Annotated in this window: 25 protein-coding genes; 14 read left to right on the top strand and 11 right to left on the bottom strand. The window is 66.5% G+C overall.

All coding sequences use genetic code 11. The annotated features are described in order from the left end of the window. The first annotated feature begins 2 nt into the window (after positions 1 to 2). The 6 genes from ACN9M2_RS04675 to ACN9M2_RS04650 all read left to right on the top strand — a co-directional run bounded on the left by ACN9M2_RS04675 (position 3) and on the right by ACN9M2_RS04650 (position 5,257). On the top strand, positions 3 to 827 hold the full coding sequence (locus ACN9M2_RS04675; RefSeq protein WP_426286994.1) for a cytochrome b/b6 domain-containing protein: 825 nt from the start codon (positions 3 to 5) through the stop codon (positions 825 to 827). Beyond that, the gene (locus ACN9M2_RS04670) at positions 820 to 1,575 is read left to right on the top strand and encodes a molybdopterin-binding protein (protein ID WP_426286993.1); all 756 of its coding nucleotides are present in this window, start codon (positions 820 to 822) and stop codon (positions 1,573 to 1,575) included. The genes ACN9M2_RS04675 and ACN9M2_RS04670 overlap by 8 nt, the downstream gene beginning before the upstream one ends. A gap of 170 nt (positions 1,576 to 1,745) precedes the next feature. Beyond that, entirely contained in the window at positions 1,746 to 2,141 is a 396-nt protein-coding gene (locus ACN9M2_RS04665; protein ID WP_072321789.1) for an HU family DNA-binding protein, read from the top strand. 288 nt (positions 2,142 to 2,429) lie between these two features. Beyond that, positions 2,430 to 2,816 carry a BlaI/MecI/CopY family transcriptional regulator gene (locus tag ACN9M2_RS04660; RefSeq protein WP_306851861.1) on the top strand — a complete coding sequence of 129 codons (387 nt, stop codon included), beginning with the start codon at positions 2,430 to 2,432 and terminating at the stop codon, positions 2,814 to 2,816. A 1-nt stretch (position 2,817) separates the two neighbouring features. Beyond that, the gene (locus ACN9M2_RS04655) at positions 2,818 to 4,539 is read left to right on the top strand and encodes a M56 family metallopeptidase (protein WP_426286992.1); all 1,722 of its coding nucleotides are present in this window, start codon (positions 2,818 to 2,820) and stop codon (positions 4,537 to 4,539) included. A gap of 52 nt (positions 4,540 to 4,591) precedes the next feature. Then, complete coding sequence (locus tag ACN9M2_RS04650; RefSeq protein WP_426286991.1) at positions 4,592 to 5,257, top strand: HAD-IA family hydrolase; 666 nt, start codon at positions 4,592 to 4,594, stop codon at positions 5,255 to 5,257. Between the two features lie 6 nt (positions 5,258 to 5,263). Here the strand turns inward: ACN9M2_RS04650 and ACN9M2_RS04645 are convergent, their stop codons facing one another. From ACN9M2_RS04645 to ACN9M2_RS04625, 5 genes are all read right to left on the bottom strand, one after another. Beyond that, entirely contained in the window at positions 5,264 to 6,586 is a 1,323-nt protein-coding gene (locus tag ACN9M2_RS04645) for a sulfite reductase subunit alpha (RefSeq protein ID WP_426287865.1), read from the bottom strand. 5 nt (positions 6,587 to 6,591) lie between these two features. Continuing rightward, positions 6,592 to 7,527, bottom strand: coding sequence for an FAD:protein FMN transferase (locus ACN9M2_RS04640; RefSeq protein WP_426287864.1), 936 nt, complete (start codon positions 7,525 to 7,527; stop codon positions 6,592 to 6,594). 285 nt (positions 7,528 to 7,812) lie between these two features. Continuing rightward, complete coding sequence (locus ACN9M2_RS04635; protein WP_426286990.1) at positions 7,813 to 8,622, bottom strand: DUF4198 domain-containing protein; 810 nt, start codon at positions 8,620 to 8,622, stop codon at positions 7,813 to 7,815. Positions 8,623 to 8,637: 15 nt separating this feature from the next. After that, on the bottom strand, positions 8,638 to 9,150 hold the full coding sequence (locus ACN9M2_RS04630) for a DUF2271 domain-containing protein (protein ID WP_426286989.1): 513 nt from the start codon (positions 9,148 to 9,150) through the stop codon (positions 8,638 to 8,640). Positions 9,151 to 9,161: 11 nt separating this feature from the next. Then, the gene (locus ACN9M2_RS04625) at positions 9,162 to 9,785 is read right to left on the bottom strand and encodes a PepSY-associated TM helix domain-containing protein (RefSeq protein WP_426286988.1); all 624 of its coding nucleotides are present in this window, start codon (positions 9,783 to 9,785) and stop codon (positions 9,162 to 9,164) included. A gap of 169 nt (positions 9,786 to 9,954) precedes the next feature. Here ACN9M2_RS04625 and ACN9M2_RS04620 point away from each other — a divergent pair, with 169 nt between their 5' ends. The 6 genes from ACN9M2_RS04620 to ACN9M2_RS04595 are packed head-to-tail and all read left to right on the top strand — an operon-like array spanning position 9,955 to position 14,886. Continuing rightward, entirely contained in the window at positions 9,955 to 10,629 is a 675-nt protein-coding gene (locus tag ACN9M2_RS04620) for a response regulator (RefSeq protein ID WP_306852186.1), read from the top strand. After that, positions 10,622 to 12,052, top strand: a complete 1,431-nt coding sequence (locus ACN9M2_RS04615) for a sensor histidine kinase (RefSeq protein ID WP_426286987.1) — start codon at positions 10,622 to 10,624, stop codon at positions 12,050 to 12,052. The genes ACN9M2_RS04620 and ACN9M2_RS04615 overlap by 8 nt, the downstream gene beginning before the upstream one ends. Positions 12,053 to 12,090: 38 nt before the next feature. Next, positions 12,091 to 12,927: an alpha/beta hydrolase gene (locus ACN9M2_RS04610; protein ID WP_426286986.1), complete on the top strand. Its 837-nt coding sequence runs from the start codon at positions 12,091 to 12,093 to the stop codon at positions 12,925 to 12,927. Between the two features lie 2 nt (positions 12,928 to 12,929). Further along, a complete protein-coding gene (locus ACN9M2_RS04605; protein ID WP_426286985.1) occupies positions 12,930 to 13,289 on the top strand; it encodes a hypothetical protein in 360 nt (119 codons plus the stop codon). After that, positions 13,286 to 13,684: a DMT family transporter gene (locus tag ACN9M2_RS04600; protein WP_426286984.1), complete on the top strand. Its 399-nt coding sequence runs from the start codon at positions 13,286 to 13,288 to the stop codon at positions 13,682 to 13,684. The genes ACN9M2_RS04605 and ACN9M2_RS04600 overlap by 4 nt, the downstream gene beginning before the upstream one ends. After that, the gene (locus ACN9M2_RS04595; RefSeq protein ID WP_426286983.1) at positions 13,681 to 14,886 is read left to right on the top strand and encodes a DegT/DnrJ/EryC1/StrS family aminotransferase; all 1,206 of its coding nucleotides are present in this window, start codon (positions 13,681 to 13,683) and stop codon (positions 14,884 to 14,886) included. The genes ACN9M2_RS04600 and ACN9M2_RS04595 overlap by 4 nt, the downstream gene beginning before the upstream one ends. Positions 14,887 to 14,950: 64 nt before the next feature. Here the strand turns inward: ACN9M2_RS04595 and ACN9M2_RS04590 are convergent, their stop codons facing one another. The 4 genes from ACN9M2_RS04590 to creD form a co-directional block, all read right to left on the bottom strand. Further along, positions 14,951 to 15,586, bottom strand: a complete 636-nt coding sequence (locus tag ACN9M2_RS04590) for a hypothetical protein (protein WP_426286982.1) — start codon at positions 15,584 to 15,586, stop codon at positions 14,951 to 14,953. Between the two features lie 150 nt (positions 15,587 to 15,736). Then, positions 15,737 to 16,885 carry a hypothetical protein gene (locus ACN9M2_RS04585; protein WP_426286981.1) on the bottom strand — a complete coding sequence of 383 codons (1,149 nt, stop codon included), beginning with the start codon at positions 16,883 to 16,885 and terminating at the stop codon, positions 15,737 to 15,739. Positions 16,886 to 17,128: 243 nt separating this feature from the next. Next, positions 17,129 to 17,818 (bottom strand): tRNA (adenosine(37)-N6)-threonylcarbamoyltransferase complex dimerization subunit type 1 TsaB, encoded by a 690-nt coding sequence (gene tsaB, locus ACN9M2_RS04580; protein ID WP_426286980.1) that lies wholly within the window; start codon positions 17,816 to 17,818, stop codon positions 17,129 to 17,131. Next, a complete protein-coding gene (creD, locus tag ACN9M2_RS04575; RefSeq protein WP_426286979.1) occupies positions 17,815 to 19,152 on the bottom strand; it encodes a cell envelope integrity protein CreD in 1,338 nt (445 codons plus the stop codon). The genes tsaB and creD overlap by 4 nt, the downstream gene beginning before the upstream one ends. 209 nt (positions 19,153 to 19,361) lie before the next feature. Between creD and ACN9M2_RS04570 the strand changes: the two genes are divergently transcribed. Continuing rightward, complete coding sequence (locus tag ACN9M2_RS04570) at positions 19,362 to 19,817, top strand: hypothetical protein (RefSeq protein WP_426286978.1); 456 nt, start codon at positions 19,362 to 19,364, stop codon at positions 19,815 to 19,817. On the opposite strand, the gene ACN9M2_RS04565 is transcribed toward ACN9M2_RS04570, so the two are convergent. Further along, positions 19,706 to 21,643 (bottom strand): ATP-dependent DNA helicase, encoded by a 1,938-nt coding sequence (locus tag ACN9M2_RS04565; RefSeq protein ID WP_426286977.1) that lies wholly within the window; start codon positions 21,641 to 21,643, stop codon positions 19,706 to 19,708. The two genes, ACN9M2_RS04570 and ACN9M2_RS04565, sit on opposite strands and share 112 nt — an antisense overlap. A gap of 49 nt (positions 21,644 to 21,692) precedes the next feature. Between ACN9M2_RS04565 and ACN9M2_RS04560 the strand changes: the two genes are divergently transcribed. Continuing rightward, positions 21,693 to 24,446, top strand: coding sequence for a valine--tRNA ligase (locus ACN9M2_RS04560; protein WP_426286976.1), 2,754 nt, complete (start codon positions 21,693 to 21,695; stop codon positions 24,444 to 24,446). A gap of 132 nt (positions 24,447 to 24,578) precedes the next feature. On the opposite strand, the gene ACN9M2_RS04555 is transcribed toward ACN9M2_RS04560, so the two are convergent. Then, a complete protein-coding gene (locus tag ACN9M2_RS04555) occupies positions 24,579 to 25,001 on the bottom strand; it encodes a DNA polymerase III subunit chi (protein ID WP_426286975.1) in 423 nt (140 codons plus the stop codon). Between the last annotated feature and the right edge of the window lie 6 nt (positions 25,002 to 25,007).

The following is a 25,007-nucleotide window of genomic DNA, read 5'->3' as shown; positions in this document are numbered from 1 at the left end:
CCATGACCGCCACCCGCCTCGTCTACCGCCACCGCTGGCCGGTGCGCGTGATGCACTGGATCAACGTGGTCTGTCTCTGCGTGCTGCTCGGTAGTGGCCTGCAGATATTCAACGCCCATCCCTCGCTGTACTGGGGCAACCGTTCCGATCCCGGTAAGGCCGTGCTCGCCCTCGAAGGCGGCCAGGATGCACAGGGAAATCCGCGCGGAACCACGCGCATCGGCAAGCATGCCTTCGATACCACCGGCGTCCTCGGTGCATCGAAGGTCGACGGTGAATGGACCGCCCGCGGCTTCCCCGCCTGGGCGACCATTCCGGGACCGGGGTGGCTCGCCATGGGCCGGCGTTGGCACTTCTTCTTTGCCTGGCTGTTCGTCGCCAATGGCATCGCCTACGTCGGCTGGTCGCTGGCCAGTCGACACCTCACCCGCGATCTCGTGCCCACGCGTGCCGACTGGCGTGGTCTGGGCCGTTCGATCGTGGACCACCTGCGCTTCCGTCATCCGCAAGGCGAGGAAGCCCTTCGATACAACGTGCTCCAGCGGCTGGCCTACCTGCTGGCGATCTTCGTCTTCGGCGGGGGCATCGTGCTGATGGGCATCGCCATGTCGCCGCGCATGGATGCGGTGCTCCACTGGCTGGTCGATGCCGTGGGCGGACGGCAGTCCGCACGGACGATTCATTTCGTCATCGCCACGGCCTTCGTCGCCTTCGTGCTCGTGCACGTCTTCGAGGTCCTGGTCAGCGGCCCGCTGAACCAGTTGCGCGGGATGATCACCGGCTGGTACCGGATTCGCGACGAACGACGGGAGACCCACCATGACTGATCGCCGGGCATTCCTGCGCAACACCGTGCTCGCCCTGGGTGGCGCCGTGCTGACCGGTTGCGACCGCGTTTCGGAAAGCGACACCGGTGCGAAGGTGCTGGAATCCGCCGAAGCGGTGACCCGCCGCGTGCAGCGCTTCCTTTCGCCTTCGCGTGCCCTGGCCAAGGAATATACGGAGGCCGATATCTCAGCGGTATTCAAGCCGAACGGAAGCATCCTGCCCGACACGCCGGCGTACCAGGCACTCCTGCGCAACGGCTTCGCCGACTATCGCCTCGAAGTGGATGGCATGGTCGAACGCCCTTCACGCCTCTCCATCGAGGATCTGAAAGCCCTCGGCACGCGCACGCAGATCACCCGCCACGATTGCGTCGAGGGCTGGAGCGTTATCGGCAAATGGACCGGCACGCCCCTGGCTTCCGTGCTCGACCATGTCGGCGCGAAGCCAGGCGCCCGCTACGTCGTCTTCCATTGTTTCGACAACTACGAGGAAGACACGCCCTACTACGAGAGCATCGACCTGGACGAGGCACGTCACCCGCAGACCTTGCTGGCCTATGGCCTCAACGGTGACGGCCTGCCCGTGGCCAATGGCGCGCCGCTACGCCTGCGCGTGGAACGGCAACTCGGTTACAAGCACGCCAAGTACCTCCGCCGGATCGAACTGGTTTCCTCCTTCGCGGACATCGGCGAAGGCAACGGCGGGTACTGGGAAGACAACGGTTACGAGTGGTATGCGGGCATCTGAAGCGAGGTCTTTTCCGCATTGCGTCAACCGGCCCCTGAAAAAAAGGGCTCGAAATGCAAAAAAACTTCGCGGACCCTATTTTCAGCGGACGAAAGCAACGCTAGAGTGAGTCGCCCGCTGGGCACCGGCCGGAACGGCCGCCTCATTCGATCAAAGTGACAAGGATAACCATGGCCAAGACCACCAAAACGGCGGCGAAGAAGGCCGCTGCCAAGGCTCCCGCCAAGGCTGCGAAGGCGCCGGCCGCCCTCAAGCCGATCAAGGATCCGCTGTCGAAGTCGTCGCTCGTCTCGCACATCGTCGAGCAGAGTGGCGTCGACAGCAAGAGCGTGAAGGCCGTTCTGGCCTCGCTGGAAGGCGCGATCTCCGCGTCCGTCCACAAGAAGGGCGCTGGCACGTTCACGCTGCCCGGCCTGCTGAAGATCACCTCGGTTGCCGTCGCGGCGAAGCCGAAGCGCAAGGGCAAGGACCCGTTCACGGGTGAAGAGCGTTGGTTCGCCGCCAAGCCCGCTTCGGTCAAGGTCAAGGTCCGTCCGCTGAAGAAGCTCAAGGACGCGGCCGCCTGATTCCACGCGGTGGCTCGTCCACCGCGTTCGACCAGGTAACCGAAAAGCCCCCGCTCATGCGGGGGCTTTTTTTGTTCGTCACCGTGAGAAACCCGTGACGGGATGGCTTTGGTGGGAGCCGACCTTGTCGGCGATCCCGCGGCGGCGGGCAGGGTTACCGCGAGCACCCATCGCCGACAGGGTCGGCTCCCACCACATCCAAGCCACACGACACCCTGCCGCAAGTCATGCTTGACTACAACTGTCGTCAAGCGCACGCTGCCTACATCTGTAGTCAGGAGCGGCGGCATGAGCAAGAAGACCATCGGTGACCAGGAGCTCGCCCTCCTGCAGTACATCGAGGAAGCACCGAAGAGTTCCGTGGCCGAGGTCTGCGCGGGCTTCGGCGAAGCACGTGGCCTCGCACGCTCCACCGTACTGACCATGATGGAACGGCTTCGTGCGAAGGGTTACCTCACCCGCCGCAAGATCGACAACAGCTTCCGCTACAGCGCGACCAACGGCGCGGGCGAAGTGATGACCGGTGCCGTCGGCCGCTTCGTCGAAAGAACCTTGCAGGGTTCGGTCTCGCCCTTCGTCGCCTGGATGTCCGAGCGCGGGCAAGTCAGCGATGCCGAACTGGCGGAACTCGAAGCCCTCGTCGGTACGCTGCAGTCGCGGCGCAAGGGACGCTGACATGGATGCCTTCCTGGATATCCTGCTTTCGCGCCTGGCCTTCGCGTCGGTGCAAGCCTTGTTGCTCGCCGGGGTGGTCTACGCCGCGTGTCGCTTCTTCCCCGCCCTCTCCGCGGCGGCACGCAGCACGCTCTGGTGGCTGCTCGGTGCGCAACTGCTGATCGGCGTCGCCTGCCCTGCGCCATTCGCCCTTCCCCTGCTTCCTTCGACCGCGCCGACACGCGACGTGCTCCTGGCCGCGCCCGCCGCGGTCGGCGACGCGACGATGTCCGCCGACATGGCGCCGTCTCCGGGAGTTCTCTCCTGGAGCGTGGTGTTGCTCGGCGCATGGGGCCTCGTCGTGGTGCTGCAACTGGTCGTCGCCGCCGTACGCTGGGCAAGGCTGTCCGCGGTGTTGCGGAGGGCCATGGCGCACGAGGATGTACGCGTGGAGACGCTTTGCGCCCGCCGTGCCCGTGAACTCGGCCTGCGCCGCTCGCCTCGCCTTGCGGTATCCGCGGAAGTGGATTCGCCACAGGTGGTGGGCTTGTGGCGCCCCACCATCCTGCTGCCCCTCGACGACCGGCTCGACGACGAGGAACTGGAGATGGCCCTGATGCACGAACTCGCCCACGTGCGTCGCGGCGACCTTGTCATGGGCTGCGTGCCGGCCCTCGCGCGCACGTTGTTCTTCTTCCATCCGCTGGTCCATCTGGCCACCCGCGAATACGCCCTCTGCCGCGAGGCGGCTTGCGATGCGCTGGTGCTGTCCCGTGGCCGGCAGGCGCCGCGGACGTATGGACGTCTGTTGCTCCGTCTCGGCGTCGCGCCGCATCCGCACCACGCCCTGCCGGGTGCGTCCCCCACGTTCCGCACACTGAAAAGGAGACTCGACATGCTCGGTCAAGCCACCGACACGCCCCCGCGCGCGCTTACCTGGTGCCTCGTCGCCGCCATCGCGGCCGTGGGCGTGATCCCCTGGCGCGTCGTCGCAGCCGATAGCGGTGGCACCGCGCAGGATCATTACCACCCGGCCGCGCCGACACCGCCGGTACCGCCGGCACCGCCCGGGCCACCTCCGGCGGCACCGGCGGCGCCAGCACCCATGGCAAACCTCGCGCCCGTACCGCCGGTGGCTCCCGCCGCACCGATGGCGTCGACGGAAACCATCACCGTGCGCGGCGACAATCCCGAGCGCTCGTTCATCTTCTTCAGCGACGACATCCATGTGATGAATGGCAGCGGCAGCGATTTCCGCCGGGCGGAAGCCGCGCGCGACGGCGCGGACGACTTCGTGTGGTACCGCGAAGGCAAGCAAGCCTGGGTGCTGAAGGACCCCGCTTACGTGAAGCGCATCCGAGATGCCTTCGCCCGCAGTGCGCAGCCGGCCGACGGTGCCGCCATGAGCGCCGACAAGCAGGCCGAACTCGACCGCGAGCAAGCCGTGCTCAACGAGCAGATGGCCAAGCTCGCCCAGCGGCAGGCCGAACTGGCGGTGCAGGAAAGCGATCCGAGGGGGCCGACCGATCGCGCCGCCTACGCCGCCGGCCACGCCGCCATCGGCAAGGAGCAGGCGGCCATCGCGCAGAAGATGGCCGACATAGGCCGTGTCCGTGCGGAACAAGGCAGTATCCAGGCCGAATGGGGCCGCCGGCAGGCCGAAGCGTCACGAAAGGCGACCAAGGAGGTGGATGCCATCCTCGCCGAGGCCATTCGCAATCACGCGGCCAAGGCGGCGCGCTGACGCGACGACGATGCTCCGGTATGGTGAGTGGTTTTCACCTGCCGGAGGCATCATGCGACTTGAAACGGGCACGCTCATCGAAGCCAGCGCCCTGCTGTTCGACATGGATGGAACGCTGATCGATTCGCGTGTCGTGGTCGAGAAGATCTGGAAACGCTGGTGCGACGAGAACGGCATCGACTGGCACTACGTGCTGCCGCGCCTGCACGGGGTGCGCATGCTGGATTCCGTGCGCATGTTCGTGAAGCCGGGCATGGATGTCGACGCGGTATACGAGCGGCTGTATCGCGAAGAAGTCGAGGACGTGGATGGCATCGTGCCTATCGCCGGCGCTCCTGAACTGCTGGCGTCCCTGCCGCCCGAAGCCTGGACGATCGTCACCTCGGCCGACACCGTCCTGGCGAAGGCCCGTCTCGGCGCCGCGGGAATCGTGCCCCCGCCGCTCATGGTCACCGGTGAGATCGTCACCAACGGCAAGCCCGATCCCGAGGGTTACCTGCTGGGCGCGACGCGCATGGGTGCGGACCCAAAGGATTGCCTCGTGTTCGAGGACGCGAAGGCAGGCATCGACGCAGGCCTGGCCGCCGGTGCGCGGGTGATCGCGATCGCGGGCGATCATCCCGGCGAGATTCCGGAAAACGTCGAATGGGTGACCGACCTGGCGGCGCTGCGCTTCGACGGCATGCACGACGGCAAGGTGCGCCTGGTCGTTACCTGATACGGGTCAGTACACGTCGCGGCGGTAGCGGCCGGCAGCGGCCAGTTCGCTCACCGCCGCATCGCCCAGGACGTCACGCAACACCCCGTCCACGCCGGGCGCCATCCCGGCGAGGCTGCCACATACGTAGACGCTGGCGCCTTCGTCCACGAAGCGTCGCAACCCATCCGCGGCGATGCGCAGCCGGTCCTGCACGTAACGGGCGCCGCGGGCCTCGCGCGACCACACCAGGTCGAGTCGCTCGATGCCACCTGTGTCACGCCAGCGCTCCAGGTCGTCCACGTGAAGCCGGTCCGTGCCTGCATGACGCTCGCCATAGACTACCCAGTTGCGCAGGTGCCCCTTCGCCAGGCGTGCCTTGAGCAAGGCGCGCAAGCCGGCGATGCCCGTGCCGTTACCGATCAGCAACAAGGGCCGGTCGTCGGCTGGCGCGTGGAACCCCGCGTTTCGACGGATACGCACGTCGACCGGATCGCCCACCACCGCATGTGCGGTCAGCCAGCCGGAGCCGGTTCCGAGCGTGCCGTCTTCCGCACGCATCTGCCGCACTACGAGATGGAGCCCGTCATCCGCCGGCAGCGACGCGATGGAGTATTCGCGATGCGGCAAGACCGTTTCATCGCCGCGTGCGCGACGTGGGCCGATCTCGGCGATGTCGCCCGCTTCCCACGCCAGGTCGCTTTCGTCTTCAGGCACCAGAGCGATGTGGTAACACCGTCCGCCCACGCTTCCCGGATTCAGCAGGCGCCGTTCTGCCAGCCGCCAGTGGCGGTACGCCGGCCGGCTCCAGTCCGCCATGGCGGTCGCACCCGACAGGTGCGCCACATGGTGTTGCCAGTGGCGCAGGGCACCTTCATCGCCGTTGTCCACCTCCACCCGGTCGAACAGGGGCATGGCACGGCTGGCATGCAGCCATTGGTCGAGATCGCGGCCGAAGGCGCAGAAATCGTCATAATCGCGATCGCCGAGGGCGAGTATCCCGTAACTCACGCCATGCAATGCAAGCGGCGCCCGCATGCTGCGCTCACGGAACGCGCTGGCCATATCGGGCGCGTCGCCTTCGCCCGTCGTGCTGACGATGAACAACACTCGCGAGGCTCGCTCCAGCATGGCCGGCGTCAATGCGTCCATGGCGCGCAGATCGACGGCGAGGCCACCCGCGTGGACCATTTCCGCCGTGCGCGACGCCAGCTCGGTGGCAAAGCCCGTTTGCGAGGCGTGGACGACGAGGATGCCGCCGCCCTCATGGATCTCCCCGGTGACCGGACGACGACGGACGATGACCACGGTGAACGCCACCCACGCGAGCACCAGCACGGCGGCAGCCATGGCGCTCACGGTTTCGACACGTCCCTGAAGGCCGGCGACATCCGTTCCTCGAATCGCCCGTCCTCGCCGTACAGGATGAAGAGCACGGCGATACCGTGGCGCTTCGCATACGCCATGCCTTCCTCGGGGCCCAGGACGGTCATCGCGGTACCCAGCGGGTCCGCGTGCATGCAGTCGTCGGCGACGATGCTCACCGATGCCACGCGATGCGCCACGGGGTAGCCCGTACGGGGATCGATATGGTGCGAGAAGAACGTCCCGCCGCTCTCGAAGAAGTGCCGGTAGTCCCCCGAGGTAGCGATGGCCTTGCCGGTCAACGAGACGATGCGCTGCACTTCGTCCGGGCTGTCGACGGCGCCCGCCGCCGCACCGGGGCGCTCGATGCCCACGTGCCAGGGAGTGCCGTCCGGCTTCCGCCCATGGGCACGCAATTCCCCACCGACTTCCACGAGGTAGTCACGCACCTCCGAGCGATCGAGGAAGCGGGCGACCTGGTCGACGCCGAAACCCTTCGCCACCGATGAGAGGTCCACATAGACGCCGCCCGGTTGGAACGCGCGCCGGTTCGCTTCGTCCAGCTCGATCTTCGACCAACCCACCCGTGCGCGCGCCGCGGCGATCGCGGCGGCATCCGGCGCATCGTGGGGGCGCTTGTCCGGGCCGAAGCCCCATAGGTTGACCAACGGCCCCACCGTGGGGTCGTAGGCGCCGTTCGACGCCTTCGCCAGCGACAGTGCGTAACGGAGCACGGTGAAGAATTCCGGCGGCAGCGTCTGCCACGTGCCGGCCGGCGCTCGGTTGAAGCGGCTGAGGTCGGAGTCCGGTTCGTATGTGCTCATCTGGGCAACGACGCGGTCCACTTCGGACTGGATGCCGCGCTCGATGGCGCGACCGTCCGCGCCATCCGGCAACACGGCATTGACCGACCAGGTCGTGCCCATCGTCTCGCCTTCGAAGCGGCGTACGTCCACGGAGGCTGTGGGAGCAGCGGAGGCTGCCGACACCACTGTGGCGAAGATCAATAGTCCCCACCGGAGCCGCCACACTTGTGGGAGCCGCTTCAGCGGCGATGGGTGCTTGCGAAGAGCTGGCCCGCTGCCGCGGGATCGCCGCTGAAGCGGCTCCCACCAGGGTGAGGGGAACCGTCGACGAAACGGCTCCCACCAGGGTGAAGGGAACCGCCGCCGAAACGGCTTCCACAGGAGTGAGGGATCGGTCTGCACGGGTTACTGCGGGAGCACTTCCAGCGTTGCCGTGTAGGCCAGGCGGCGCTGCCTGGCTTCCTTCACCGAGGTCTTCGTGTCTTCCGTGGACGCATTCACCCAATACATGCCCGCCGACGGCCAGGTGAAGGAAAACTTGCCATCCTTGTCGGTGGTTGTATTCATCTCGTCCTGAGCGTTGCGGTAGCGGGTGGCGCCGTTGATGGCGACGACCTTCAGGTTCGCCGCGGGCTTGCCGTCGACGATCAGCTGGAAGGTCGCCTTCTCACCGGCCACGAGGTCGTTCGGCTGGGTGACCGGAACCAGTTCGAGTCCCTTGTTCGTGGGTTTGAGCGCGCCATCGCTCGGCGATCCCTGGGTTACGAAGGTCTCCACGCGCGAGGCCATCTCGCTCAGCTGCACGTTCTTCGCGTTCGTCGGAATGGCCGTCTTCACGTCCTCCGGCTTGCCGCGCCAGCGCTTTTTCTGGCCGTCCACTTCGTAGTTCGCGAACAGGCCCTGGTTGACCAGCGCCAGGCGATAGGTTCCCTTCTGCGGAACGGGGAGGTCGAACGTGCTGCGGTACTTGCCCGTGGATGGGTTTTCCGGCTTCACCGTGGAACCGTCCGGCGCGGTGACCACCAGCTGGTCGAGTTGCGCGGGGAAATGGTCCGGGTAGTACAGGTCGTTGGAGATCGCCGCGTCGACCGTCACCCAGGCGTCGTCGCCGGAGATCACGGTAGCCGACGGTACCATCCACATCTTGTGCGCCTGCGCGGCCAGCGGCAGGGCCAGGGCGACGCCAATCGCGGCGCGAACGAATGCATGCTTCATCGGGTGGCTCCGTTTCTAGGGATTGAGGTCGAGGCTGATCTGGCCGAGTTCTTCCGTGCCGCTGGCCGACAGGTGCACCGGAGCCTTCGCCGGCCAGTCGAAGGGAATCCGTTGGGCTTCACGCCCGCCCACTTCACGTGCCGCCTCCACCACGAGTTCGTAGTGCCCCGGCGCAAGCGTGCCCAAGGGCGGTTTGCCATCGCTGAAACGCAACTGGTGCTGGCCGGCAGGACGCGTGGCGCCGGACACGCCGTCGATCGGCATGGTTTGCTCGCGGCCGCTACGTCGCCACCACTGGCGCATGTCTTTCAGCCATTTCGTACCCTCGCCATCGGCCTTCTTCACGTCGTACCAGACGGCGAGATTCGCGGCGACACTGTGGTCCTCGCGTTCGATCCACACGGCCACGTAGGGTCGGTGGTATTCGGCCACCTTCAGCGTGGGTATCTCCACGGTGAGGTTCATGTCGGCGGCCAGGGCCGGCGTGGCGAACGCAAGACACGAGGCGAACGGCAGGATGCGACGCATGGCGGGTTCCGTCAGTGGATGAAAATGAGTGCCAGGACGACCGGCAACACGAAGCCGAGCGCGACCATCGGCCAGGTCATGTCGCGTTGTCCCGCGTGCATCTTGAGCAAGAGCAGCCCCGTGAGCGCGAAGACGATGCACGCCAGCGCGAACACGTCGATGAACCAGCTCCACACCGGCCCCGTGTTACGGCCCTTGTGCAGGTCGTTGAGGTAAGCGAGCCAGCCGCGGTCGGTCGTTTCGTACTGCACATCGCCCGTTTCGCGGTCGATGCCGACCCAGCCGTCGCCACCGGGCCGCGGCAACGACACGTACACCTCGTCGTCGCTCCAGTCACCGGCGCGACCGGAGACCGGCGCACCGGTGTTCTGGGCCACGAACGCCGCCACCGGGGCCGGCAAGGGCGCCGATTTCGCGCCCGAGCGGGCCAGCTGCTTCAGCAAGGCATCCGGCAGGGTCGCCGTGTGTCGCTCGACGTGCGGCGAAGCTTCGATCCGTGCGGCATGGTTCAGCGTGAACCCGGTGATCGAGAACAGCAGCAGGACGACCAGCGACACCGCCGAGCTGATCCAATGCCAGCGGTGCAGGTGTTTCAGCCAGAACGCGCGGCGTTGCCGGTCGACGGTGTCGCGCATGTGCTGGAACGCCCCTGGAATGGATCTCGAAGGTGTCCATGGTAAACCACAATGCGAATCGTTCGCAATTAGACACGTTAAACCGAAGGTATGAAAGACGGGAAAGCGCCGCGAAAGCCTGCCGCGACAGCATGCGCGCAGCCCTCCCCGGAGCGTATCCTTGCCCCTCATGCGCATCCTCCTAGCCGAAGACGACGCCGCCATCGGCGCGGCCGTACGTGCCTCCCTCGAACAGGGCGGCCATGCCGTGGACCACGTCACCGACGGGTCCAGCGCGGACCACGCGCTGCGCGACCATGATTACGACCTGCTCGTGCTCGACCTCGGGCTGCCCCTGCTCGACGGCAGCGACGTGCTGGCACGTGCACGCAAGCGCGGAGCGAGCCTGCCGGTGCTGGTGGTGACCGCGCGGGAGGGTTTGAAGGAGCGTGTCCGCGTGCTCGACCTCGGCGCCGACGATTACCTGGTGAAGCCGTTCGCGCTGGCCGAATTCGACGCCCGGGTGCGTGCCCTGCTCCGCCGCCGCACCAGCAACGGCACGCCGGAGTTCCGCATCGGCCGGCTGCGCCTCGACATTCCCGGGCATCGGGCATGGATCGGCGAATCCGCGCTCGACCTCACCGCCCGTGAATTCGGCCTCATCGAAGCCCTGGCTGCGCGCGCGGACAAGGTCACCAGCCGCGCGCAACTCGTCGAGGCGCTGTGCAACTGGGACGAGGACCTGACCGACAACGGCCTGGACATCGCCTTGCACCGCTTGCGCAAGAAGCTCCAGGGTTCGGGTACCAACGTGCGCACGATCCGTGGCCTCGGCTACCTGCTCGAAGAAACCGCGGATGCCTGAACGCCGCTCCGCGGCCCGTCGACCCGCGCGTCCCAGCCTGCGCCGGCGCCTGCTGACCTTCCTGCTCGTCCCCGTGCTCGGCGTGCTCGTGCTCGACGCCGTCATCGGCTATTTCGTGGCGCTGGCGTACTCCAACCGCGTGCACGACGCCGACCTCTCCGACTCCGCCCTCACCTTGTCGGAAATGATCGGCAGCGATGCCCTGCGCGGCGAACTGACCGCGCAGGCGCGCTTCCTGCTCGAATACGATCCGGACGGGCGCAACTACTATGCCGTGGTCAGCGATCGCCACGGCCGGATGATCGGCAATGCCGAGCTGGAGGGGCCCGGCGCCGCGGTGGTCACCGACGCGGCACCGAAACTGTACGACACCGCGCTCGGTCATCGCCCCTTGCGTGCGGCGATCATGCGCGTACCGAACCACCAGGACCCGGGTGACGTCCTCACGATCACCGTGGCCGAGAACCTGCGCGATCGCCATATCCGGGCTCGCGAAATCCTTTTCCTCACCCTGCCGATGCAGGCGCTGCTGATCGTCGCCGTGCTATCCCTGGTCTGGTTCGGCGTGAGTCACGGCCTCGGCGTGTTGGAACCGCTCACGGCGCGGCTGGGCAAGCGCGGCCACGATCTGGGCCCCATCGGCGAGGAAGACGTGCCGGTGGAGATCCTGCCGCTCACCCGCACCATCGACGACCTGTTCGCCCGCATGCGCAACATGCTCGGCCTGCAGGAGCGTTTCATCGCCGATGCGGCACACCAACTGCGCACGCCGCTGGCGGGCATTCAGTTGCATGTCGAACGGCTGGAAGCCACGGACGACCCGCTACAGCGCGTGGACGCGCTCGGCCACGTGCATCGTCTCGCCGCGCGCGCGGCGCGCACGTCGGCACAGCTGCTCGCGCTCACCCGCACGCAGTCGCCAGACCTCCCCGACCACGACGGCATGGCCATCGTCGACCTCGCCAGCGTCGTGCCCGAAGCCGTGGCCATCCGCGTGCACCAGGCCATCACCCTGGGCGTCGACCTCGGTTATGAAGGTGAGGACACCGCCTGCCTCGTTCGTGCCGATGCGCTGCAAGTGCAGGAGGTGATCGACAATCTTGTCGACAACGCCTTCCACTACGCCGGCCGCGACCACGCCGTCACGGTGTCCTTGCGCCGCGACGACGGGGAAGTGGTCCTGGCCGTCGAGGACGATGGCCCCGGTGTCGACGATGCCTTCCTCGACCAGCTGGGCGAGCGCTTCTTCCGCGTGCCAGGCGTGGACGAGGACGGTACCGGCCTGGGCCTCGCCATCGTCGAGAGCATCGCCGAACGGCATGCGGCGCGCGTGGTCTTCCTCCACGCGGCGTCGGGGGGCTTGCGCGTCGAACTGCATTTTCCTGCGGTCGCTTCCGGAAAGCCCGCTGAAACCACCTCCTGAGACCATTCACCCATCGTAGGCAGGACGCGAGGCGTCGGGTGAATCATTCCGCGGAATTTCAGTTCGAAGGCGGACGTGACGGCGTATTGCTGATCCACGGGCTGACTGGCACGCCCACCGAGATGCGCATGGTCGGCAAGGGCCTCAACCGCGCCGGCTTCACCGTCGTGGGCGTGCGGCTGGCTGGCCACTGCGGCAGCGAGGACGACCTGCTCGCCACCACATGGGAAGACTGGTACGCGAGCGTCGAAGCGGCCGCCGCCGACCTGCGTGGGCGGGTCGACCGCGTGTTCGTGGCGGGATTGTCGATGGGAGCCCTGCTCGCCCTGCGCCTCGCCGCCGTGCGACCCGGCTGGATCGACGGCGTCGGCGTGTACGGTGCGACCTTCCGTTACGACGGCTGGTCGATCGGCTGGACGGGGCGGTTGTCGTTCCTGCTACCGATCTTCAAGCGTCTCGGCATCGGCCGCCAGCGCAGCTTCATCGAGCAACCGCCCTATGGCATCCGCGACGAGCGCCTGCGTGCCCAGGTGAGCGCCGCGATGTTCGCCGGCGACAGCGAGGCAGCCGGCTTGCCCGGCAATCCATGGCATGCGCTGGCCGAGATGGTGAAGCTCTCGCGCGACGTGCGCCGGCGCCTGCCGGACGTGCTCGCCCCATGCTTCATCGCCCATGCGGCGGACGACGACGTCGCCAGCGTCGCCAATGCCGACCTGGTGGCCCGAAGGGTGCGCGGGCCGATCGAGATGCTGTTGCTCGCGGACAGTTACCACATGATCACGATCGACCGCGAACGGCGCACGCTGATCGAACGCACCGCCGACTTCTTCGGCCGCATCGCGCGCGACGCGCGCCCCGTGCGCATGGCGGCCTGATCATGCACGGCCTCGTCCTCATCCTGTGGCTGGCCAACGTGCTGCTCGATACGGGCGGCCAGCTGGCCTTCAAGGCGGCCGCCGGTGACGACCGCGCGGGCGATGGCCTCGCCCGCTGGCGCTATATGCTCGCGCGGCCCTGGATATGGGCCGGCATCGGTTGCTACGTGGCCGAGTTCGTCGTCTGGATCGCCTTTCTTTCGCTGGTGCCGCTGTCCGAGGGCGTCCTGCTGGGTTCGATCAACATCGTCGCCATCATGCTCGCCGGGCGTTTCCTGTTCCGCGAGCGCCTGAGCCCGCTACGCGTGACCGGCATCCTTCTCGTGGCCGTGGGCGTCGCCATCGTCGGAGCGGGTGCATGAAACGCTTCTACCTGATCGGATTCGCGTTGTTGCTGGCCTTCGACACGCTGAACCTGATCTGCTTCAAGCTGGCTGGCACGCAGGCGCTGCCCGTGGAGATGAATACCGCGTGGCTGGCACGGGTGTTCTCGCATCCGTGGATCTATGGCGCCGTGGCGGGATACATCGGCGCGTTCGTCACCTGGATGGGCCTGCTGAAACACGCGCCCATCGGGCCCGCCTTCGCTGCGTCGCACCTGGAGGTGGTGAGCGTGATGCTGCTGTCGTGGTGGATGTTCGACGAAGCGGTGACGGCGACGCAGGTCGCCGGTGCGCTGGCGATCGTCGCCGGCATCGCGTGCCTGGCCTTCGCCGAAGGGCGCGAGGAGGCGACGGCCGACGTGGCCACGGCATGAAGCCCGAGCGCGAGACGCCACCTACCGCGGGCCTGCCGCTTCGCCTGGCCGATCTAGGCGGCACCACTCCCGCGCCATTGACCGCCCTGGCCGCGGCCTGGCTGGGGGTCGAAGAGGTCCAACTCGAATGTTCGGGCACGGCGGCGCTCACGGTGGCGCTCACCGCCCTGGCCGAAGACATGCCGTCACGCCGTGAGGTGGCGATTCCCGCCTTCACCTGTCCGTTGGTACCGCTGGCCATTCGCCGCGCCGGCCTGGTGCCGCGGCTCGTCGACCTCGGACCAGGGCACTTCGACATGGACCCGCAACGCCTCGAGGATGCCTGCGGACCGCTGACACTCGCCGTCGTGCCCACGCATCTCGGCGGACGCGTCGCCGACGTGGAGACGGCCAACGCCATCGCCCATCGCGCCGGGGCCGTGACCATCGAAGATGCGGCACAGGCGCTCGGCGCGCGATGCCCGAACGGCTTCGCCGGCACGCAGGGAGACATCGGCTTCTACAGCCTGGCCGCGGGCAAGGGCCTGTCGATTTTCGAGGGAGGCCTGCTGGTCGGCCGCGACGAAGCACTGCGTGCCCGCTTTCGCCGCGTGGCGAAGCAAATCGCGCGCTGGCATCCAGGCTGGGAAATACGCAGATCGCTTGAACTGGCGGCGTATGCGGCCTTCTACCGCCCGCATGGACTTGGCTGGGCGTATGGCCGGCCGCTACGCAGGGCGCTGCGCCGTGGCGACCTGCTCAGCGCCACCGGCGAACACTTCGCCGCCGATTTCCCATTGCATCCGGTGGGGCGCTGGCGGCGCGCCGTCGGCGCGCGTGCGTTCCACCGCCTGCCGGTCTTCATCGAAGCCACCACGCAACAAGCCCTCGCCCGTGCGCCCCGGCTGGCGGCCATCCCTGGCCTGCACCTGTTCTCGGACAAGGGTGGAACCTGGCCCTACCTGATGCTTCTCCTGCCCGACGAGGCCCTTCGCGACGCCGTGCTCAAACGGCTCTGGACGTCAGGCCACGGCGTCACCCGCATGTTCGTGCATGCGCTACCCGATTATCGCTACCTGGAATCCATGCCCGGCGACGACGATGTCGCCCATGCCCGCGACTTCGCCGCGCGCACACTGTCGATCAGCAACAGTCCCTGGCTGGACGAGGCAGCGTTCGAACACGTGTGCGCGGTGATCGAGTCGGTGCTCGCTTGCCGCTGAACGCATCGCCATCGGCGATCAGGCGTGTATCGGAGACCTGTACGACGTGCCGGGACACCTCACGTCAATAGAGGACTTCGATCGAGACCTGGCCGGCAAGCGCCACGTCGGCGTTGACCACGGGATTCTTGGCCAGGACCGGCTGGATGCTCAACGGCACCGCGAGCGCCGTCAGGGCGGCAGGTTCGACGGCCGTCTCACTCGCCGCGAAAGCGAAGGTTTCGCCATCGTGGTCGAACGGCACCTTGCCATGCACCGGCACGGTCCACGCGTTGCCCGCGCCGCCATCCGTCGATTTCAGGACAAATGCGTTCCGGGTCATGATATCGGCGGCGATACTCAGCGTGAAATAGCCGATCGGCCGGTTGCCATTCATGCCGAGGCCATAGTTGGCGGGCCCGGCCGTCGACGCCGTGGTGCCGGTGGAATCGGTTGCCTTCAGGCGAAACTTCGTCGGCATCGCGGCACAGTCGACCGTCAGGAAAGCCGCCGTTTCCGGAAGCACGTTGTCCTTGCCCGGAACGAACGAGCCCACCGGGATCGGCCCGAGATCTACGGTGTCCCTTCCGCTGAGGGAAACGTCGCACGAGGAAGGGGAAAGGTTGCCGCTTACCTGCAAACTGGCCGACTCGGCGGCCATCGAAGCCAGGGGCACCAGAAAGGCAAGGCTGGCGCTGGAAAACAAGGGGATACGACGCACTGAGTTGATTCTCCTGAAACGGCCGATACGGCCGTGAAACATCCATTGAGCATCTTTCCGTCCCCACTTGGTCAAGACACGAATGGCCGAACGGATGCGTCGTATCTTACTGGACATTGCATGCCCGATGGATCGCGGCGCCTTTGTTCCTCAGGCGAAGTATCGCTGTACAAGCACGCGATCGGGGTTGGTACCGCCCACACCATTACCGCTCAACATCTCGAAGACCAGATAATCGTTCGTCACATCGATGCCGAAGAAGATGAAGTTGAAACCTTCGAGGTCCGGCTCGATGACGAAGTATCCATCGCGATCGCCGAACGACGAGTCAAGCTCGCCCGACGAAACGTGACGCCCGACAACCACCCGCTTTATGCTTGTCCCGTCATGATCGGCACTGCCGACCACGGTGACGCCGGCTTCGGCCGAAATCGCGATATGCAAGGGAAGCGCCAGCCCGCCGTCGTCGTCGTCGGTCTTCCCGTAGTTGATTTCCAGCGACTTGCCCCCGTTGAAGCTTGGGGGGATCGTTCCCTTATCGTCCAGTCGAACCAATACGCCGACTCGCGGACGGCGGGTCATGATGCTTCCCGCTCCCCACAGGCCGGCGTCGTTCGACCAGGCGAGTTTTTCGATTTCAATGCGATCAGCACTGTCGCTTCCATCGATCACGACGTGTCCTGCGTCCCCAAACGCCGGGTCGGGCACGCCTGACCGAAGCAGGCGCACGATTCGTGCGTTTCCAGAAACGGTTGCCGTACTCAAGACGACTTTCCCATCATCTTGCAGCAACGCATCGGTGACCCTGCCCGACTCACCCAACGGCACGTCGACCAGGGCATAACCCTTGCCGGCGAATGTGGGATCGAGTTTACCCTGCGCGTCGAAACAGAACACGATGCCGCCAAGACCGCCTTCGACGGCCTTGGTCGTACCGATGAAAAAGCAACCGTCGTCCGACTCGGCGATGACGAAACCTTTCACGACGCGGGGCTCGCCCGGCGGACGGATGCCATCGAGATTCACATAACCACCGATGCCGAACGCATCGTCGAGCACGCCCTTGGCATTCCTGCGTGTCAGCATCCATGTCTGACTGTCCATGGACCTGAGTACCAGTACCGTCGCCCCACCGGCCATCGGCAAAGGCTGGGCGCCTTGCAGGGTTTCCTCGGACAGAGGAGGTTCGATCGCGACACCCTCCACTCCGAACGAAGGGTCGAAGGTTCCATCGGGCATGAGCCGCGCCAATCCATATTGCCAACCGCCCAGGGGCCTGCGACAGCCCATGGCCAGCATGATCTTGTCGTCCGCCGTCCGTGCCAATGCGCGAAGCGGTTCGCTCGCACCCGGCTCGACGATGTAACCCTCGACCCGAAGCTCAGCCGTGCCCTCGTTACCGAACGAGGTATCGATGTCGCCTTGCTCGCGCAGCCCGCTTCCGTTCATGGTCGATATCCTTGTCGTCGTGTCGCTATCCATGGCCACGGAAGATAAGTCCGGGACGGTATTCCCGCTATACATCGAATGTCGTAGGCACGCTCAGGCCCGGCCTTGTTCCACCAGCGTAAGCGCCACCTTGTCGCGCAGGTACACCGGCAAAGCCAGTTCCGGCGCCACGGCTTCGCCATCGCGGAAGCGCCGCGCCGCCACTTCCGCGACGTGCCGTGCCTGTGGATAGCGCGCGCCATCGGCCGAGCGGATGGGTGCCGAGATGCGCTCGCGCAGGATCGCCTCGTAGGTGGCCCAACCGGTGCCCACGACGTGCCATGCCACCACGTCGGGCAACACCAGCGCGGCGGCCGTGTCGACACGCTCGCGGTCGATCAGGGCGATGCCGCCATCGTCCTCGCGTCGCCATGCGGCGACGTAGATCTCGCCCATGCGCGCATCGATGATCGAAAGGATCGCTGCATCGTCCTCGGGCGCTTCCAGCGCCAGCGCCTGCAACGACGACACGGTGACGACGGGAACATCGAGCGCCATCGCCATGCCCTGTGCCAACGACACGCCAAGGCGCACGCCGGTGAACGCACCGGGGCCGCGGCCCACGGCGATGCCATGGAGCGCCCCGCGTTTCAGGCCCGCCTCGGCGAGCAGGTCGTCGGCCATCGGCAGCACGAGTTCGGCATGGCGGCGCGGCGCGATTTCGCTGCGCTCGATCACTTCGTCGCCATGGACGAGGGCGACCGAGCAGGCTTCCGTGGAGGTTTCGATGGCGAGGAAGTTCATGGCGTATCCAGCGAGGAAGTAAACGGTACGCCCTGGGCGTACCAATCGATCCGGCGGGTCAGGTACATCAACAGGGCGATCACCGCGACGAGCACGATCGAGCCGATCAGCAACGCGTACTGCTCCGCGCCGATCAGGCCATACAGTATCGCGTAAACGAGGGCGAGCACGCCGCCAAGAGCCAGGCCCGCCGCGCGGGCACGCAGGGCCGCCATCGCATAGCCACCCACGATCAGCACCACGGCGGCGGCCGCCACCAGATAGGCGGGGCCGAAGCCGATCTGCTCGGACAACGCCAGCAGAAGCACGTAGAAGCTGGTCATGGCCGCGCCCACGAGCAGGTATTGCACCGGATGCAGGCGCAGCCCCTTCAATATCTCGAAGAGGAAGAAGGCGACGAAGGTAAGCGCGATGAAGAGCAGGCCGTATTTGCCGGCACGATCGTTCTGCTGGTACACGCCGCCGGGCTGGTAGAGCTTCACGCCCGAGGCGGATGGTTCGAGACGGGCCGCCACATTCGCATCGGAGACGTCCCAATGCTGGCCATAGGCCCGGTTGAGGTCGAGTACCCGCCACGTCGCGTCGAACCCTCGCGCGCCGACGCTACGCTGGCCGGGCAACAAGGCGCCGGTGAAGCTGGGGTCGGGCCACGGCGACCGGATGCGCAGCGTGTTCGTACGCGCCAGGGGCAGCGCCGAGAACGATCCGGTACCGGCGATGCGCAGGGTCAGGGCGAAGTCCAGCGGCGTGTCGCGACCTGGGTCGACCGGCACCGGTGCGGAAAGCACGGTATAGGGCCCCATCCGCGCGGTGGAAGATGACAAGCGCGCGGTGTGGCCGTCGACGGTCAGCGCCGTGATGCCCTGCAAGCCGCGAGTGTCGGCGATCAGCAGGCGCAGCTCGGCTTTGGCCGGGTACCACGCCGCTCCCGTATCGGTGGTGAAGCGGCGAAGGTCCTCGGGCAGGATGCGGCCGTGGATGGTGACCTCGCCCGTGTAGACCGGCACCTCGTACATGCCCACGCGCCGCCGGTCCACGGCAAGGTCCGCCACGGTGCTTTGTTCGTCGGCCAGCACGATTTCCGTGCCGTCACGCACGCTCACCACCTTGCCGTCGCTACCCTGCGTCTCGTATCGCGTGGGCACGGCCAGGACGAGGCCGCCGACGGTCTGCGGTCCACCCCAGCCCTCGGCGACACGCGTGAAAGCCGCATCGCGCATGGCCTGCCGTTCGCGCACGAGACCGTCGGCCTGGGACAGCGGTATGAGCATGACCAGCGCGAGCATGGCGATGCCCAGCACCTTGGCGGTGATCGATTGCATCCAGCGAAACATGGGCTTCTCCGTCGTCGGCGGTAGGACGATCATTGAACGGCGAAGGGCGCAGGGAAAGGTCGGTTTCTGTCCTATACGGGGCGAACGAGGGCGAAATGCGGAGCATTGTCTGCCAGCGCCTGAATAAATCATGCGAATGAGAGTGTTCTCATGACAAGCGGCCTCTCCGGCGTGCAGGATCGATCGATCACCCACGCAAGGACCGCACGATGCTTCCCGTCCAGCTAGCGATGCCCCTGGCCATCCTCGTAGGAGCCGCCATCGCCGCCACGACCGATCCCTCCCGAAGCGAAACCCCGCCCGCCGCCACACAGGCATGGGCGGACGGACAACCGGAAATGCGCATGCTGCGCATCTCGATCGAGCCCGGCGCCTCCCTTCCCTGGCACCGGAACACCGTACCGGACGCGGGTTACCTGCTCGAGGGCGAACTGCGCCTGGAAACGCCGGAAGGAGCCTCCCGCGCGATACGGCCGGGTGACTCGATAGGAGACGGTAGCGATGTCATGCGAGGTGGCACGGCCGGACCGCGGGGAGCGACGGTCGTGCTGTTCTATACGGATACCGGCGGGGATTCGGCGTCCGACGCGAAGAACCCCACCACGTCCGACAACTCCCGCGTCCGCGGCATCGGCGGCAGGCTGGCCAGGAACAATCGTCCATAACCCTTCGTGCTCAGGCGCGGATCGCACAGCACCAGGACTCCACGGTCGTGCACGTCGCGAATCAAGCGGCCGACGCCCTGCTTCAATGCGATCACCGCCGTGGGCACCTGCCAACCCATGAAGGGATTGATCCCCGCCTCCTCCAACGCCTCCAGCCGCGCCTGCAGCACCGGATCGTCAGGCATCGCGAAAGGCAGCTTGTCGATCACCACCACGCTCAAAGCCTCACCCGCGACGTCGACGCCTTCCCAGAAACTCGCCGCGCCGAGCAATACGCCTCGTCCGCTCGCCCTGAATTCCTCCAGCAGGCGGTGCCGCGGTGCACTGCCCTGCACGAACAGCGGCCACGGCACGCGGCCTTCCAGCAACTCGGCCGCGCGCCGCAGCGCGCGATGCGAGGTGAACAGCAGGAAGGCCCGCCCGTCCGAGGCATCGAGGACGGGTCGGATGGCATCCACCACCCTGTCGGTGTAGTCGCGAGCGGCAGGATCGGGGAGGTTCACTGGCAAATACGCGAGTGCCTGGCGCTGATAGTCGAAGGGGCTTTCCACATGCAGCGTACGTGGATCTTCCAGCCCCAACTGGCGGGCGAAATGACCGAAGTCGCCTGCGATCGACAAGGTCGCCGAGGTATGGATCCACGCCGCATCCGTGGACATGCGCATCGCGCGCAGCGGCGCGGCCAGATCCAGCGGCGTGGCATGCAACGCGAATCCACGCGGCCAGGTCTCGTACCAGCGCACGTCGCTGGCGGAGTGCTCCTCCGCGATGCGGTCGAGGCGCAGGCTCAGCATCTGCGCCCGTTCATGCACGTTCGCCAGCCCGCGCGAACGCTCGCCGAGTGCTGCGAGCAAGTCGGCCATGGCCGCCATCACGTCGCGCAGTTCGAGCAGCGTTCCGTGCACAACGGGATCGCGGTCGAGCGCACCGAAGGGCCCGCGGGGCGGCAACGCATCCATCGCCAGACGGAGGCGTTTCACGAGATCCTGGATGGCCTCCACCGGCTCCAGCAATTGGCTGGTGGCTCCGGTGACGCCCTGCGCCTCCGCCAGCGCGTCCTGGCCGAGGTCGACGAGTTGCCGCGCACTGACGCTCTGCGAGAAGAACTGGCCGGCAAGCTCCGGAATCTGGTGCGCCTCGTCGAGGATGAAGGCATCGGCGCCCGGCAGGATCTCGCCGAAGCCTTCCTGCTTGAGTGCGAGGTCGGCCATCAACAGATGGTGGTTCACCACCACGACGTCCGCCTCCATGGCCTCGCGACGTGCCTTCACGACGTGGCAGTCCTCGAAGAACGGGCATTCCGAGCCGAGGCAGTTCTCCGGCGTGGAGGTCACCCGCGGCCAGACCGCCGAATCCTCGGGGATGTCGACCATTTCCATGCGATCGCCACGACGAGTCCGTGCCGACCATGCGCGGATCGCGGACAACTGGGAGACCAGCTGACGGTCGGGATTTCCCTCGCGGACCGCCTGGTCCAGGCGGTAAAGGCACAGGTAATTGGCCCGCCCCTTGAGCAGGCTCACCCTGGCCCGGCTGCCCAGCACCGCATGCACGCGGGGCAGGTCGCGGAAGAACAGCTGGTCCTGCAAGGCCTTGGTCCCGGTGGAAACGATGACCTTGCGCCCCGACATCAGGGCTGGCACCAGATAGGCGAAGGTCTTGCCGGTGCCGGTACCCGCCTCGGCGATCAGGACGTCGCGTTCGGCGATGGCCCCGGCAACCGCCGAGGCCATGCGCTGCTGGGCCTCGCGCGGCGCGAAACCCGGTACCTCACGGGCGAATGGGCCCTCCGCGCCAAGGATCGCGGCCACTTCGAGTTCAGTCATCCACCAAGTATCGCCTACAATGGCGGTCTTTTCGTCCGGAAATCCACGCATGGACAAGAGTTTCGAGCCCAGCCAGATCGAATCGAAGTGGTACGCCCAGTGGGAGGCCAACGGCTATTTCAAGCCGTCCGGCAAGGGCACGCCCTACACGATCATGCTGCCGCCGCCCAATGTCACGGGCACGCTCCACATGGGCCACGCGTTCCAGCACACGATCATGGACACGCTGGTGCGCTACCACCGCATGCGCGGGTACGACACGCTGTGGCAACTCGGTACCGACCACGCGGGCATCGCCACCGAGATGGTGGTGACCCGCCAGCTCAACGCCGAGGGCAAGCAGCGCTCGGACTTCGACCGCGAGTCGTTCATCGCCCGCGTCTGGGAATGGAAGGCCGAGTCCGGCGACACGATCGGCCGCCAGATGCGCCGCCTGGGCGTGTCGGGCGACTGGACGCGTGAACGCTTCACCATGGACGAGGGTATGTCCGAGGCGGTGATCGAGACCTTCGTGCGGCTCTCCGAGGAGGGCCTGATCTATCGCGGCCAGAAGCTGGTCAACTGGGACCCCGTGTTGAAGACCGCGATCTCCGACCTCGAAGTCGTCAGCGAAGAGGAAGACGGTTCGCTCTGGTCGATCCGCTACCCGCTCGCCGACGGCTCGGGTGAACTCGTCGTCGCCACCACGCGCCCGGAGACCATGCTGGGCGACGTCGCCGTGGCCGTGCATCCGGACGACGAACGCTATGCGCACCTGATCGGGCACATGCTCGCGCTGCCGCTGTCGAACCGGCAGATCCCGATCATCGCCGACGACTATGTCGAGAAGGACTTCGGCACGGGCTGCGTGAAGATCACGCCCGCACACGACTTCAACGACTACGCCATCGGCCAGCGGCACAACCTGCCGATGATCAACATCCTCACCGACGACGCCAGGATCAACGACGCCGCGCCGGAAAAATACCGCGGCATGGATCGCTACGTCGCGCGCAAGGCCGTGCTCGCCGACCTGGAGGCCGAAGGTCTCCTGGTGGAGACGAAGAAGCACAAGCTGCAGGTGCCGCGTGGCGATCGCAGCGGCCAGGTGATCGAGCCGTACCTCACCTGGCAGTGGTTCGTGAAGATGGACACGCTCGCCGCGCGTGGCTTGGAACTGGTCGAACAGGGCCACGTGAAGTTCGTGCCCGAGAACTGGATCAGCACCTACCGCCACTGGCTGGCCAACATCCAGGACTGGTGCATCAGCCGCCAGCTGACCTGGGGCCATCGCATCCCGGCGTGGTACACCGACAATGGCGGCGTGATCGTCGCGCGGAACGAAGATGAGGCCACCGCCACGGCCGCCGCACAGGGTTATACCGGTGCGTTGCGCCGCGACGACGACGTGCTCGAAACGTGGTTCTCGTCCGGCTTGTGGAGCCACTCCACGCTCGGCTGGCCGAACCCGAAGCGCCAGGCCGAGCTGGGCTTCGACCGCTACCTGCCGTCGAGCGTGCTGGTGACCGGCTTCGACATCATCTTCTTCTGGGTCGCGCGCATGATCATGCTCACCGACCATTTCACGGGCGAGGTCCCGTTCAAGGATGTCTATGTCACGGGCCTCATCCGCGACAAGGACGGCCAGAAGATGTCCAAGTCCAAGGGCAACGTGCTCGACCCGCTCGACCTCATCGATGGCATCACTCTCGACGAGCTGCTCGCCAAGCGCACGCGCGGCCTGATGCAGCCGAAGATGGCCGAGAAGATCGAGAAGTCCACGCGCAAGGAGTTCGCCGAGGGCATCCCCGCCTTCGGTGCCGATGCGCTGCGCTTCACCTTCGCCTCGCTCGCCACGCATGGCCGAGACATCAAGTTCGACCTGGAGCGTTGCGGCGGCTACAAGGCCTTTGTCAACAAGCTGTGGAACGCCTCGCGCTTCGTGCTGATGAACCTCGGTGAAGAGGCGATCACGCCGGCGAAGCCCGCCACCGAAGCCGAGCGCTGGATCCTCACCCGCCTTCGCGACACACTGGCGACGGTGAAAGAGCAACTCGCCCTCTATCGCTTCGACCTCGCCGCCCAGGCGTTGTACGAGTTCACCTGGAACGAGTTCTGCGACTGGTTCCTGGAACTGTCCAAGCCCGCGCTCAACAGCGGCGACGCGTCCGCCGTGGCTTCCACGCGATACACGCTTGTCCACGTGCTCGAGACGCTGCTGCGTGCGTTGCACCCGCTGATTCCCTTCGTCACCGAGGAAATCTGGCAACACGTGCGCCCGCTGCTCCGCATCGAAGGCGAGACGATCATGCTGCGGCCTTATCCGGAAGCCTCGGATGTGGAAGGCGACGATACGGCCACCGCCGAGATCGAATGGGTCAAGGACGTACTCACCGGCGTTCGCCGCATTCGTGCGGAAATGAACATCGCTCCGGGCAAGACCATCCCGCTGCTGTTCGCCGACGGCGATGCGACGGATCGCGAGCGCGCGGCGAAGTTCGCGGCGCAGGTCGCCTTCCTGGGACGGGTCGAGTCGCCGGCCTGGGTGGAGGGTGAAGAACCCGCCGCGGCGGTCGCCGTGGTCGGCGGCATGCGTGCGCTGATCCCGCTGGAAGGCTTGATCGACGTGGGTGCGGAGAAGGCACGCCTCGCCAAGGAGATCGCCCGTGTCGAGGGAGAGATCAAGAAGTGCGAAGCCAAGCTTGGCAACGCCAACTTCGTCGCCAACGCCCCGGCGGAAGTCGTCGAGCAGGAGCGCCAGCGCATCGCCGACTGGACCAGGCAAGCCGATGCGATGCGTGAGCAGGCGCGCAAGCTGGGCTGAACACCGCTGATCGCTGATCGGCATCGCTGAAGAGCATCGCCGACGGGGTCGGCTCCCACCAGGCCACCGCAAGGGCCGAAGCATGGTGGGAGCCGACTTTGTCGGCGATGCATCGACACACAAGCCATCGGCTCACATGTCGTGCTTGTTCACCTCGAAACCCGCCTTCTTGTACTCCGTCCAGCGCACACGCGATCCCTCGCGTTCGGCCGGATCGGCCGCGACCACTTCCAGCACCCGGTCGAACCGACCCTGGGCGCAGGTATCGCGCAGGTTGATCACCATCGGCCGGTCGGCGGTTTCCACGCCCGGCGGCACGATGAGCACCGCCGTGTTCGCGTCGTCATCGTCGCCCGCGAGCTGGTGCGGAATGAAGCTGTCTTCGTCGAACGACCACAGGTATTCGTCGACCGCCTCGGCCTGCTCGAAATCGCGGGTGAGGATCAGGGTCGGCTGCTGGGCCGCGAACGCGCGCTTGGCGAGTTCGCAGACCAGCAACAGCGGGTCCTCGCGGAACCGCGGCTTGTCGATCAGGTAGAAATCGGCACGCGGCATCGGAGC

The organism is Luteibacter sp. E-22 (genome assembly GCF_049913125.1).
Taxonomy (GTDB): domain Bacteria; phylum Pseudomonadota; class Gammaproteobacteria; order Xanthomonadales; family Rhodanobacteraceae; genus Luteibacter.
Note: the sequence above shows the minus strand (reverse complement) of the source record. Positions and strands in the feature narration are given on the sequence as shown.

Excerpts from the sequence above, each read along its gene's own strand:
- ACN9M2_RS04615 (WP_426286987.1), top strand. The coding sequence starts at position 10,622 with ATGCCTGAACGCCGCTCCGCGGCCCGTCGACCCGCGCGTCCCAGCCTG.
- ACN9M2_RS04645 (WP_426287865.1), bottom strand. The coding sequence starts at position 6,586 with ATGGCTGCCGCCGTGCTGGTGCTCGCGTGGGTGGCGTTCACCGTGGTC.
- creD (WP_426286979.1), bottom strand. The coding sequence starts at position 19,152 with ATGTTTCGCTGGATGCAATCGATCACCGCCAAGGTGCTGGGCATCGCC.
- ACN9M2_RS04670 (WP_426286993.1), top strand. The coding sequence starts at position 820 with ATGACTGATCGCCGGGCATTCCTGCGCAACACCGTGCTCGCCCTGGGT.
- ACN9M2_RS04625 (WP_426286988.1), bottom strand. The coding sequence starts at position 9,785 with ATGCGCGACACCGTCGACCGGCAACGCCGCGCGTTCTGGCTGAAACAC.
- ACN9M2_RS04600 (WP_426286984.1), top strand. The coding sequence starts at position 13,286 with ATGAAACGCTTCTACCTGATCGGATTCGCGTTGTTGCTGGCCTTCGAC.
- ACN9M2_RS04660 (WP_306851861.1), top strand. The coding sequence starts at position 2,430 with ATGAGCAAGAAGACCATCGGTGACCAGGAGCTCGCCCTCCTGCAGTAC.
- tsaB (WP_426286980.1), bottom strand. The coding sequence starts at position 17,818 with ATGAACTTCCTCGCCATCGAAACCTCCACGGAAGCCTGCTCGGTCGCC.
- ACN9M2_RS04650 (WP_426286991.1), top strand. The coding sequence starts at position 4,592 with ATGCGACTTGAAACGGGCACGCTCATCGAAGCCAGCGCCCTGCTGTTC.
- ACN9M2_RS04565 (WP_426286977.1), bottom strand. The coding sequence starts at position 21,643 with ATGACTGAACTCGAAGTGGCCGCGATCCTTGGCGCGGAGGGCCCATTC.
- ACN9M2_RS04605 (WP_426286985.1), top strand. The coding sequence starts at position 12,930 with ATGCACGGCCTCGTCCTCATCCTGTGGCTGGCCAACGTGCTGCTCGAT.
- ACN9M2_RS04560 (WP_426286976.1), top strand. The coding sequence starts at position 21,693 with ATGGACAAGAGTTTCGAGCCCAGCCAGATCGAATCGAAGTGGTACGCC.
- ACN9M2_RS04595 (WP_426286983.1), top strand. The coding sequence starts at position 13,681 with ATGAAGCCCGAGCGCGAGACGCCACCTACCGCGGGCCTGCCGCTTCGC.
- ACN9M2_RS04635 (WP_426286990.1), bottom strand. The coding sequence starts at position 8,622 with ATGAAGCATGCATTCGTTCGCGCCGCGATTGGCGTCGCCCTGGCCCTG.
- ACN9M2_RS04665 (WP_072321789.1), top strand. The coding sequence starts at position 1,746 with ATGGCCAAGACCACCAAAACGGCGGCGAAGAAGGCCGCTGCCAAGGCT.
- ACN9M2_RS04630 (WP_426286989.1), bottom strand. The coding sequence starts at position 9,150 with ATGCGTCGCATCCTGCCGTTCGCCTCGTGTCTTGCGTTCGCCACGCCG.
- ACN9M2_RS04640 (WP_426287864.1), bottom strand. The coding sequence starts at position 7,527 with ATGGGCACGACCTGGTCGGTCAATGCCGTGTTGCCGGATGGCGCGGAC.
- ACN9M2_RS04675 (WP_426286994.1), top strand. The coding sequence starts at position 3 with ATGACCGCCACCCGCCTCGTCTACCGCCACCGCTGGCCGGTGCGCGTG.
- ACN9M2_RS04620 (WP_306852186.1), top strand. The coding sequence starts at position 9,955 with ATGCGCATCCTCCTAGCCGAAGACGACGCCGCCATCGGCGCGGCCGTA.
- ACN9M2_RS04555 (WP_426286975.1), bottom strand. The coding sequence starts at position 25,001 with ATGCCGCGTGCCGATTTCTACCTGATCGACAAGCCGCGGTTCCGCGAG.
- ACN9M2_RS04585 (WP_426286981.1), bottom strand. The coding sequence starts at position 16,885 with ATGCTGGCCATGGGCTGTCGCAGGCCCCTGGGCGGTTGGCAATATGGA.
- ACN9M2_RS04655 (WP_426286992.1), top strand. The coding sequence starts at position 2,818 with ATGGATGCCTTCCTGGATATCCTGCTTTCGCGCCTGGCCTTCGCGTCG.
- ACN9M2_RS04570 (WP_426286978.1), top strand. The coding sequence starts at position 19,362 with ATGCTTCCCGTCCAGCTAGCGATGCCCCTGGCCATCCTCGTAGGAGCC.